11 protein-coding genes are annotated in these 9,446 nt (G+C 60.7%); 4 read left to right on the top strand and 7 right to left on the bottom strand.

Features of this window, described 5'->3' with window-relative positions; translation table 11 throughout:
- Positions 1 to 74 precede the first annotated feature (74 nt).
- From FHT85_RS21320 to hpaR, 4 genes are all read left to right on the top strand, one after another.
- Entirely contained in the window at positions 75 to 401 is a 327-nt protein-coding gene (locus tag FHT85_RS21320; RefSeq protein ID WP_112337348.1) for a PadR family transcriptional regulator, read from the top strand.
- On the top strand, positions 398 to 970 hold the full coding sequence (locus FHT85_RS21315) for a DUF1700 domain-containing protein (RefSeq protein ID WP_112411234.1): 573 nt from the start codon (positions 398 to 400) through the stop codon (positions 968 to 970). Before FHT85_RS21320 ends, FHT85_RS21315 begins: the two co-directional genes overlap by 4 nt.
- Before the next feature lie 34 nt (positions 971 to 1,004).
- Positions 1,005 to 1,712, top strand: a complete 708-nt coding sequence (locus tag FHT85_RS21310; RefSeq protein WP_112337346.1) for a GIN domain-containing protein — start codon at positions 1,005 to 1,007, stop codon at positions 1,710 to 1,712.
- 132 nt (positions 1,713 to 1,844) lie between these two features.
- Positions 1,845 to 2,366, top strand: a complete 522-nt coding sequence (gene hpaR, locus FHT85_RS21305; protein WP_112337397.1) for a homoprotocatechuate degradation operon regulator HpaR — start codon at positions 1,845 to 1,847, stop codon at positions 2,364 to 2,366.
- 70 nt (positions 2,367 to 2,436) lie between these two features.
- Here the strand turns inward: hpaR and hpaI are convergent, their stop codons facing one another.
- From hpaI to FHT85_RS21270, 7 genes are all read right to left on the bottom strand, one after another.
- A complete protein-coding gene (gene hpaI, locus FHT85_RS21300; protein ID WP_112411235.1) occupies positions 2,437 to 3,243 on the bottom strand; it encodes a 4-hydroxy-2-oxoheptanedioate aldolase in 807 nt (268 codons plus the stop codon).
- Between the two features lie 11 nt (positions 3,244 to 3,254).
- Positions 3,255 to 4,058, bottom strand: coding sequence for a 2-oxo-hept-4-ene-1,7-dioate hydratase (hpaH, locus tag FHT85_RS21295; protein ID WP_112411236.1), 804 nt, complete (start codon positions 4,056 to 4,058; stop codon positions 3,255 to 3,257).
- Positions 4,058 to 4,930 (bottom strand): fumarylacetoacetate hydrolase family protein, encoded by an 873-nt coding sequence (locus FHT85_RS21290; RefSeq protein WP_112411237.1) that lies wholly within the window; start codon positions 4,928 to 4,930, stop codon positions 4,058 to 4,060. Before FHT85_RS21290 ends, hpaH begins: the two co-directional genes overlap by 1 nt.
- Positions 4,931 to 4,953: 23 nt before the next feature.
- Positions 4,954 to 6,408, bottom strand: a complete 1,455-nt coding sequence (gene gabD, locus FHT85_RS21285) for an NADP-dependent succinate-semialdehyde dehydrogenase (RefSeq protein WP_112411238.1) — start codon at positions 6,406 to 6,408, stop codon at positions 4,954 to 4,956.
- 69 nt (positions 6,409 to 6,477) lie between these two features.
- Entirely contained in the window at positions 6,478 to 7,458 is a 981-nt protein-coding gene (hpaD, locus tag FHT85_RS21280) for a 3,4-dihydroxyphenylacetate 2,3-dioxygenase (protein WP_112398501.1), read from the bottom strand.
- Positions 7,459 to 7,497: 39 nt separating this feature from the next.
- Entirely contained in the window at positions 7,498 to 9,015 is a 1,518-nt protein-coding gene (gene hpaE / locus FHT85_RS21275) for a 5-carboxymethyl-2-hydroxymuconate semialdehyde dehydrogenase (protein WP_112411239.1), read from the bottom strand.
- Positions 9,016 to 9,056: 41 nt separating this feature from the next.
- Entirely contained in the window at positions 9,057 to 9,443 is a 387-nt protein-coding gene (locus FHT85_RS21270; RefSeq protein ID WP_112411240.1) for a 5-carboxymethyl-2-hydroxymuconate Delta-isomerase, read from the bottom strand.
- Positions 9,444 to 9,446: the final 3 nt, after the last annotated feature.

Here is a 9,446-nt window from a genome sequence, read left to right as displayed (position 1 = left end):
GGTTGTGAAAGCCATCTCGCTATCTTGCATAAACAGATAGCTTGTTATATTCATTCTGTAAAGCTGAGGCGTTCATGACTGACTCGATCCAAGTTCAATTACGGAAGGGCGTGCTCGATCTTTGCGTCCTGGCCGTACTCTCCCGGGGTGAAAGCTACGGCTATGAAATTGCGAGCACACTTGTGGCGGCGGTCGGCATGGGTGAAGGAACGATCTACCCGCTGATGCGCAGGATGCAGAATGACGGGTTGGTCGCGACCCGCATCGTCGAGTCGAGCAACGGGCCGCCGCGTAAATATTATCGGCTCACGCCGTTGGGGCGTTCGATTTTCGAAGCGCATCGCCGCGATTGGCGCACGTTAGCAGGCTCCGTCGACAAGCTACTTGAGGATTTGCCATGAGCAGGGAAGCCTTTTTGCGCGCGCTGAGATTGGGGCTTGCGGGCCTGCCTCCGCACGAGATCGATGATATCGTGGCCGACTATGCTGCCCATTTTTCCGAATCCGAGGCGTCAGGCCGAAGCGAGGAGGAAGTTTGCTCCGCGCTCGGCGACCCTGCCAGGATCGCAAGGGAATTGCGTGCGGATGTCGGGCTGCGTCGTTTCGAGGCGCACTGGAGCGTGCCGAATCTTTTGGCTGCCATGATGGCGCTGGCCGGCCTTGCCATCGTCGATGTCCTTTTCCTGCTACCTTTGCTGTTTGCGGCGATGTTCGTCACGCTCGGCCTTGCGATCGCTTTGGTAGCCGTGGGCGCCGTCGGTCTGAAGATTGTCGTGACGACCGTGCTGTTTCACGTCGGTTTGCCCTCCGTCGGCATGCTGGCTCGTCTGCTTGTTGGCACCGGGCTGGTGAGTTGCTTCGTGGGCGGCGGGGCCTTGCTGCTGATGGGGCTGAGTTTGGGTATCCGCATGCTTGGACAATATGCCCGTCTGCATTTCCGCTTGGCGCAGGTAGACGAAAGCCGCGCTTGAACGCTGGGCCGCGAATCGTTGGAGGAAATGAACAATGAACGGGAAATTGGCGACTATCGCGACGACCGGACTGATTTGTGCATTCGTCTTTCTGGCCCTCGGGATCGGACTTTCCGGGCCGGATTGGGCAAACGCAGGGCATTGGTGGGGTGGTACGCAATCCAGTTGCGGATCCGCGGCATCCGGCGGACAGCAGGTTATCCTGCCTTTCAGCTCCAATGGCAGCCTGACGATCGATATCCCGGCCTCTGTTCACTATCAGCCGGGCGGAAAGGCGGAAGCCGTCGTGAGCGGAGATCCAGCGCTGCTCAATCATGTGCGGCTGGAGGGCGGAAGGCTGAGCATGGATTGTAATCCGGGTTGGTCCAACTCCAAATTCGACGTCAGCCTGTCAGGACCGCTCGTCACTGATTGGAGAGTACGGGGCAGCGGCGATCTCGCTCTGTCGCAGCTCGATCAATCAGACCTGCGCCTGAGGATATCCGGAAGCGGCAGCGTCACGGCCACGGGAAGCGCACGCTCGGTCGATCTCAATGTATCCGGTTCCGGCACTGCGCGTCTAAAGGACCTGGCCGCTCAATCCGCGAAGATCAGAATTCAAGGCAGTGGCGACGCGGAAGTAGCCGCTGCCGCGGATGCCGATGTTTCGATCAGCGGAAGCGGCAATATCGAACTCTACGGGCATCCGGTGCTGCGGCGTTCCGAGATCAGAGGCAGCGGCCGCCTGGTAGAGGTGCCATAATCCATGGCGAGAAAGCGCGCCGCGCGGCGGCGATCTTTGTCATCGGCTTTGATCGATATCATGCGATCGCCTTGCTTTGAATGATTCTCATGTTAATCAGTGAGGGCCATAATCGAAGCGAATATGCAAAAGATGCAAAACAGAACAGATAGTGATGTGAGGCCGCGCGCTGAGCCGGAAACAGCGGCCACGCACCCCAAACGGCCACTGCGGGACCGTCGCCGTTCCCTAGCGATCGGACTTCTGCGCGCCCGTGAAGCGGTCATGAGCCATTTCAGGCCGATCCTGGTGGCGCATGATGTGACCGAGCAGCAATGGCGTGTCATTCGCGTTCTCTACGAAGGCGGAAAGCTCGATGCGACGGAACTCGCGGACAAGGCATCCATTCTTGCCCCGAGCCTGACGCGCATGATCCGTTCGCTCGAAGAGCGCGGCTTTATCACCAAGCATAAAGATGATGCCGATGGCCGCAGGGTATTGTTGCAGATCACAGCGGCCGGGGAGGCGGTTGTCGAGGACGTTATGCCGGAAAGCCTGAAGGTCTATGCAGATATCGATGCTCGGTTCGGCGTGGAGCGCGTCGAGAAGCTTCTCGATATGCTAGATGAATTGGCGGCATTGAAATTGGAGAATGGCTCGGTCGGCGAGGAATGAGGGGCCGCTTCGGTTTTATTGATCCGCAAAATAAGCAATAGGCGAACGACGACCGCCGTGGCCCCGGCTATTAATAGACCTTGACGTCCTCGGGCGGCTTGGCTGCATCCGCCTTCTTGAAATCGTCAAGAAGCTTGATGGTAGCATTGGCAAGCAGCGTGACGTCGTTGCCTATCGCGACGAAGGTGGCGCCAAGCTCCAGATAGCGTTTTGCCAGCGAGAGATCGCTGATCAAGATGCCCGCCGCCTTGCCATGCGACTGGATTTTTGCGAGCGCCTTTTCGACTTCTGCCTGCACTTCAGGGGCACCCGGCTTGCCGAGATAGCCCATGTCTGCGGCAAGATCGGATGGTCCGATAAAGACGCCGTCAACGCCTTCGGTCGAGGCGATGTCGTCGAGCGCCGCAAGCCCCGCGCGGCTTTCAACCTGCAGCAGCAGGCAGATCTCGTCATTGGCCGTCGCAAGGTAGTCCGGAATGCGGTTGAAGGCGGAGGCGCGGGCAAGGGCCGCACCGACACCGCGCATGCCATGCGGCGGGTATCGCACCGCCTTGACCATGGTCTCGGCCATCTCCTTGCTGTCGACCATTGGGATGAGCAGGGTCTGCGCGCCGATGTCGAGCATCTGCTTGATGATCCAGGTTTCGCCGATCGGCGGGCGGATCACCGCATGGCTAGCCGTACCCTTCATCGCCTGCAGCTGCGAGACGAGAAGCGGCACGTCGTTCGGCGCATGCTCGGCATCGAGCAGCAGCCAGTCGTAGCCGGCGCCGGCGCAGATTTCGACTGTGTAGGGATTGGCGAGCGCCTGCCAGAGGCCGATCTGCGCCCGGCCTTCCTTCAGAGCCTGTTTGAAGAGATTCTTGGGCGCCGGCATACTTCACTCCCTCACGCAAAGAACAGGCTGACCGATCCGTATGGACCGAAATCGGCGGTGATCGTATCTCCATGCCGCGCCTCGATCGGGCGGATGAATGAACCGGCAAGCACGATCTGGCCGGCTTCGATGCCGTCGCCATATTGCGAAAGGCGATTGGCAAGCCAGGCGATTCCGCGCGCGGGCTGGTTGAGCACACCGGCGCCAAGCCCGGTTTCCTCCACTTCGGCATTGCGGCTGACGATCGCGCCCATCCAGCGCATGTCGATCTCACCCGGCCGCACAGCACGGCCGCCGGTGACGATACCGGCATTGGCGGCATTGTCGGAAATAGTGTCGACGATGGTGCGCGCCTTCTTCGTCTCCGGATCGACGCGAAGGATGCGCGTGTCGAGGATCTCCAGCGCTGGCGTCACATAGTCGGTGGCATTCAACACATCGAAGATCGAGATATCAGGCCCCTTGAGCGGCGCCTTCATGACGAAAGCGATCTCGGCTTCGATACGCGGCTGGATGAAGCGGTCGGCCGGCACTGTGGCGCCATCTTCGAAGACCATATCGTCAAAGAGCACCCCGGAATCGGGGATGTTGATGTTCAGCGCATATTGCATCGCCTTTGATGTCAGCCCGATCTTCCAGCCGATAGGCTTGCGGCCGCTCGCGATCTTCTTCTGCACCCAGGCGCTCTGAACGGCATAGGAATCGTCCATCGTCATTTGCGGATGCTTGAGCGAAAGGAGCCCTGTTTGAACGCGCGTCCGTTCGGCCTGATCGAGGCTTTCGGCGGCAGACTGGATTTCATCTTGCGATAGCATCAGCGCACCTCGTCGGCGATCGTGTTTTTCAGGATGCCGAGGCCATCGGCCTCAACCTCGACCACATCGCCGGGCTTCAGCCAGATCGGTGGATCAAAGCGGGCGCCGGCGCCGGTCGGCGTTCCCGTGACGATGACGTCGCCGGGGACGAGCGTTGTGAAGGTGGAGATATAGTTGATGATCTTGCGGAAGGAGAAGATCATCCGGCTTGTGCGGTCGCTCTGGCGCACGTCTCCGTTGACGCGGGTCTTAAGCTCGATGTCGTCGAGCTGAGCCGCATCGGTGAAGGGGATCAGCCAGGGGCCGATCGAGCCGGTATTGTCGAAGTTCTTGCCCTGGGTGACGTTGAATTTTGCGTGCCGCACCCAGTCGCGGATGGTGCCCTCGTTGCAGAGCGACAGGGCCGCGATATGGGAGAAGGCGTCGGCCTCGGCAATCCGGCGGCCGCCCTTGCCGATGACGATGACGACCTCGCCTTCATAGTCGAGCTGCGGGCTTTCCGGCGGCCGGATCAAGGGCCGTTCGTGCCCTGTGAACGACCGCGGAAAGCGGATGAAGAGCGAGGGGTTGGAGGGGGCGGCCTGCCCATCCTTGTATTCCTCATTGCGGTCGGGGAAGTTGACCCCGACGCAAATGATCTTTTCCGGCGACGGAATGGGAATCTCGAAGCGGATGTCGTCAAGTGCGAAAGCCGGCTTCAATGATTTGGCTTCTTCTGCGAGTTGAGCGAGGCGACCGGCCTCGATCACCTCACGCAGCGTCGGCCAAGTCGCGCCGTGGCGCACGGAGAGGTCGACGACACCGTTGCCGACCGCAAGTCCATAGCCATGACGGCCGTTTCTCGAAAAGGAGAGGAATCTGGGATGGGTCATGCTTTCATGGCCTTCTCTTGACCTCAGACGACGCCGCCGAGGCAGACATATTTGATTTCGGTGAATTCCTCGATGCCGTAGCGCGAACCCTCGCGGCCGAGGCCGGAAAGCTTGACGCCGCCGAAAGGCGCTTCGGCGGTCGAGATCAGACCGGTATTGACGCCGACCATGCCGTATTCCAGGGCTTCGGCGACGCGAAAGACGCGGGCAAGGTCCTTGGCATAGAAATAGGAGGCGAGGCCGAATTCGGTGTCGTTGGCCTGTGCGATGACATCGGCCTCATCCTTGAAGCGGAAAAGGGGAGCAACCGGCCCGAACGTCTCTTCTCTGGCAACAGCCATGGCAGGGGTCACGTCGGCAAGCACCGTCGCCTCATAGAAGCGTCCGCCGAGCTGATGGCGATGACCGCCGGCGACGACTCGGCCGCCCTTAGAAAGCGCATCGGCAACATGCTCCTCGACCTTGGCAAGGGCCGCCTCGTCGATCAGCGGACCGAGATTGATGCCCTCGTCAAAGCCATTGCCTGTTTTCAGCGAGCCGACAGCTTTGGAGAGTTTCTCGGCAAAGGCATCATAGACGCCCTCCTGCACGTAGAGCCTGTTCGCGCAGACGCAGGTCTGGCCATTGTTTCGGAACTTGGCGATCAGTGCGCCCTCGACGGCGGCATCGAGATCGGCATCGTCGAACACGATGAAGGGTGCGTTGCCCCCAAGCTCAAGACCGAGTTTCTTGATGGTCGGTGCGCTCTGCTTATAGAGCTCGGCGCCCACTTCGGTCGAGCCGGTGAAGGTGAGCTTGCGCACGACCGGGCTTGCGGTCATCTCGCCGCCGATGGCACGGGCCGAGCCTGTGAGAACACTGAAGAGGCCCTTCGGCAGGCCGGCGCGTTCGGCAAGGATCGCAATGGCAATCGCCGAAAAAGGCGTCTGCGAGGCGGGCTTCAGCACCATGGCGCAGCCGGCGGCAAAGGCCGGACCGGCCTTGCGGGTTATCATCGCATTCGGGAAGTTCCAGGGCGTGATCGCCGCGACCACGCCAATCGGCTGCTTCATGACCAGAATGCGTTTGTCCTTCTGGTGGCCGGGAATGATGTCGCCATAGACGCGGCGGGCCTCTTCCGCAAACCATTCGATGAAGCTTGCGCCATAGGCGATCTCGCCCTTGGCTTCGGGCAGGGGCTTGCCCTGTTCTGCCGTCAGGATGCGTCCAAGATCGTCCTGGTTTTCCATCATCAGCTCGAACCAGCGGCGCAAGATGCCGGAGCGTTCCTTGGCCGTGCGGGTGGCCCATTCCTTCTGCGTGGCTTCGGCTGCGGCAATCGCCTTTTTGGTCTCGGCAGCGCCCAGATTGGGAACCAGGCCGATGATTTCGCCAGTCGCGGGATTGTCGACCTTGATCGCATTGGATGGATCGGCTTCGATCCACTCGCCGCCGACCAATGCGGCCTGCCGGAACAATGTTGCGTCTTTCAAATTCATGACTGCCTCCTCGCGCTTGCGAACGTTGATGAGGAGCGGGCGTTTTTCACCCGCTCTCAAGGGTAACGCTTACGGCGCGATAATCGGCTGTGCCTTCAGGTCAGGCTCACCCACTTCCGCACCGGCAAACAGGCTACCATGTTCGAACCAGGATTTGGGAGCGGGTGCGCCCCAAAGTGTCTGGCGCTGCGGATCCTTGAGGTCCCATTTGATCGGCTCCAGATCGGGATCGACGGTCTGATAGTCCGAGCAGTAGATCTCGATGCGGTGGCCATCCGGATCGAGGATATAGAGGAAGAAGGCGTTGGAGATGCCGTGGCGTCCCGGACCGCGCTCGATATTGGCAACCCAACCGGTGGTCGCCATCAGGTCGAGCAGGTCGATGATGTTGAGCGGCGTCGGCACCCAGAAGGCAGTGTGGTGCAGGCGCGGACCACGGCCATTGGTGAAGGCGATGTCGTGGACGCCGCCCTTGCGGTGCGTCCACGCGGCCCAGAGGCGGCCGGTTTCCTCGTCCTCGGTATATTCGGTCACGCGGAAGCCGAGCTCATTATAGAAGGTGACACTTTCGTCGACATTGGTCGAGAAGCAGTTGAAGTGGTCGATACGCAGCGGCTTCACGCCCTTGTAGAGAGCGTATTTCTGATGGATCGGCGGCAGGCGGTCCATCTTCGAATAGAATTCAAGTGGGATACCATGCGGATCGCGGGTGCGGAATGTCCGGGCCTGATAGGGGCGCTCGACCCATTCAACCGGCAGGTCCTTGCCCTTGAAGAAATGCGCCGCCTTGTCGAGGTCCTCGTCACTGAACACCTTGAAGCCGAGGTCGCGGGCTTCCGCCTTGTCGGATTTCTTGAGCACGATGCAGTGATGCCCGCGCTCTTCCATCGCACGCAGGTAGATCGCGTCGGCCGTCTCATCCGTCACCTGCAGGCCGAGCGTGTCGACATAGAAGGCGCGGGACTTGGCAAGATCGATGACGCCGAATTCGATATGGCTGAGGCGCACGATGTTGAAGGGCGGATAGAGATTAGGTTTCGGCAGGGGCATTTGTTCCTCCTCTTATGCGTACTTATAGATATTGGCGGCTCAGCCGCCGAGTTTCTGGATCGCGTGCGGCTTGGTGGCGAAGGCGACGTTCTTGGTTTCCATGTAGAAATCGAAGGACCAGTCGCCGCCGTCGCGGCCGATGCCGGAGCTCTTGACCCCGCCGAAGGGCGTGGGCAGGTGACGGACGTTTTCCGAATTGACCCAGATCATGCCGGCTTCGAGGTGATCGGTGAAACGGAAGGCGCGGGTGACGTCCGACGTCCAGAGATAGCCGGTGAGGCCGTACTGGACATCGTTGGCAAGCGCCAGCGCATCGGCTTCGTCCTTGAAGGGGATCGCGGTCAGTACCGGCCCGAAGATCTCTTCCTGCGCGATGCGCATCTGGTTGTTGGCGCCGGTGAACAGCGTGGGCGAGACGTAGCAACCGCCGCCTGGGCCGTTGACCTTCTCGCCGCCGGCGGCAAGCGTCGCACCTTCCGAACGACCGATCTGAATATACTCCAGCACCTTCTTTTCATGCACGGGATGGACGAGCGGGCCGACGACCGTTTCCGGATCAAGGGGATGGCCGACCTTGATGCGTTTCGCCTTCTCGGCGACGATCGCGGTGAATTTGTCGTAGACACTTTCTTCGACCAGCAGGCGCGAGGACGAGGTGCAGCGCTCGCCGTTCAGCGAGTAGATCATGAAGACGGCGGCATCGGCGGCGCGCTCGAGATCGGCATCGGCAAAGACGATGACCGGGTTCTTGCCGCCGAGCTCGAAATGCACGCGCTTCAGCGTATCTGCGCCCTGCTTCATGATCATCGAACCGGTGCGGCTTTCGCCGACGAAGCCGATCGCCTTGATCAAGGGATGTTCCGTCAACGCGCGACCGGCATCCTCGCCGAAACCGTTGACGAGGTTCCACACACCCTTCGGCAGACCTGCTTCCTCGGCAATCTCCACTAGCAGGCGGGCCGTCAGTGGTGAGAATTCGGCTGGCTTGTGGACGATCGTGCATCCGGCGGCAAGCGCCGGCGCGATCTTCCAGGTCGACAGCATGCAAGGGGTGTTCCAGGGCGTGATGATGCCGACCGGGCCGATCGGCACGCGGGTCGTCAGGTTCATCTGGCCTTCGGCGCGCAATGCCTTGCCATCACGGGCTTCCGGTGCGCGGTCGGCGAAGAAGCGGAAGTTTTCCGCGCCGCGCAGAGCGGCCTTCGCCATAAACTTCAGTGATTGTCCGGTGTCCATGCACTCGACAAAGGCGATCTCTTCGGCGCGTGCGACGATTGCGTCGGCGATCTTGTGCAGGAGCTTCTTGCGCGCTTCACCCGGCATCGCAGCCCACTCGGCGAAGGCAGCTTTTGCGGCCTTTGCCGCGCGGTCGATATCGGCAGCCTTGCCGTGGGCAACGGTTGCGAGCGGCTTCAGATCGACAGGCGAGATGGTCTCGAAGGTGGCACCATCATCGGCGGGCACATCCTCGCCATTGATGCGGTTCAGTACGCCGTTATCCTTGAATCGAGCCAGAAAGCCCTCGGCCTTTGCGATGTTTTCCTGCAGTTTGGACATCGTCTATTCCTTTGGTGTTATGTCGTCCCGCGAAGGGAATGTCACTTGCCGCGAAGCCGCGGATGAATGGCGTTCTTCTTCCAGCTGAGTTCCGCATCGATCTCGCGGATCTCAAGCGAGAGGGCGAAATGCGGGGTGTCGAAGAGCGGGCCGAGAACGTCGATCGCCGCGGCGAAGATCGCCTCGCCGGTGCGTTTCTTTTCCTCATCCGTGCGGCCCTTGCCGATGCGGAAGTTCAGATCGACGAAGGCGTTCTCGGGCAGCTCGTCGGCGATGGCGTAATGCTCGGCGCGAAAGGCGCGCACCCGCACGGCACCAATCTCGAAAAGGCCGGTGTCCAGAACCGTCTTCAGCAGCCGCTCACAGAGTGCGCCGATATCGGCGCGACCCTCCAGATTGGCCGAATATTCGATGGCGAGATGCGGCATCAA

It is taken from the genome of Rhizobium sp. BK312, from assembly GCF_014193605.1.
Classification (GTDB): Bacteria; Pseudomonadota; Alphaproteobacteria; order Rhizobiales; family Rhizobiaceae; genus Rhizobium.
Note: the sequence above shows the minus strand (reverse complement) of the source record. Positions and strands in the feature narration are given on the sequence as shown.

Excerpts from the sequence above, each read along its gene's own strand:
- FHT85_RS21315 (WP_112411234.1), top strand. The coding sequence starts at position 398 with ATGAGCAGGGAAGCCTTTTTGCGCGCGCTGAGATTGGGGCTTGCGGGC.
- hpaD (WP_112398501.1), bottom strand. The coding sequence starts at position 7,458 with ATGCCCCTGCCGAAACCTAATCTCTATCCGCCCTTCAACATCGTGCGC.
- hpaR (WP_112337397.1), top strand. The coding sequence starts at position 1,845 with ATGCAAAACAGAACAGATAGTGATGTGAGGCCGCGCGCTGAGCCGGAA.
- hpaI (WP_112411235.1), bottom strand. The coding sequence starts at position 3,243 with ATGCCGGCGCCCAAGAATCTCTTCAAACAGGCTCTGAAGGAAGGCCGG.
- FHT85_RS21310 (WP_112337346.1), top strand. The coding sequence starts at position 1,005 with ATGAACGGGAAATTGGCGACTATCGCGACGACCGGACTGATTTGTGCA.
- hpaE (WP_112411239.1), bottom strand. The coding sequence starts at position 9,015 with ATGTCCAAACTGCAGGAAAACATCGCAAAGGCCGAGGGCTTTCTGGCT.
- FHT85_RS21320 (WP_112337348.1), top strand. The coding sequence starts at position 75 with ATGACTGACTCGATCCAAGTTCAATTACGGAAGGGCGTGCTCGATCTT.
- gabD (WP_112411238.1), bottom strand. The coding sequence starts at position 6,408 with ATGAATTTGAAAGACGCAACATTGTTCCGGCAGGCCGCATTGGTCGGC.
- FHT85_RS21290 (WP_112411237.1), bottom strand. The coding sequence starts at position 4,930 with ATGACCCATCCCAGATTCCTCTCCTTTTCGAGAAACGGCCGTCATGGC.
- hpaH (WP_112411236.1), bottom strand. The coding sequence starts at position 4,058 with ATGCTATCGCAAGATGAAATCCAGTCTGCCGCCGAAAGCCTCGATCAG.
- FHT85_RS21270 (WP_112411240.1), bottom strand. The coding sequence starts at position 9,443 with ATGCCGCATCTCGCCATCGAATATTCGGCCAATCTGGAGGGTCGCGCC.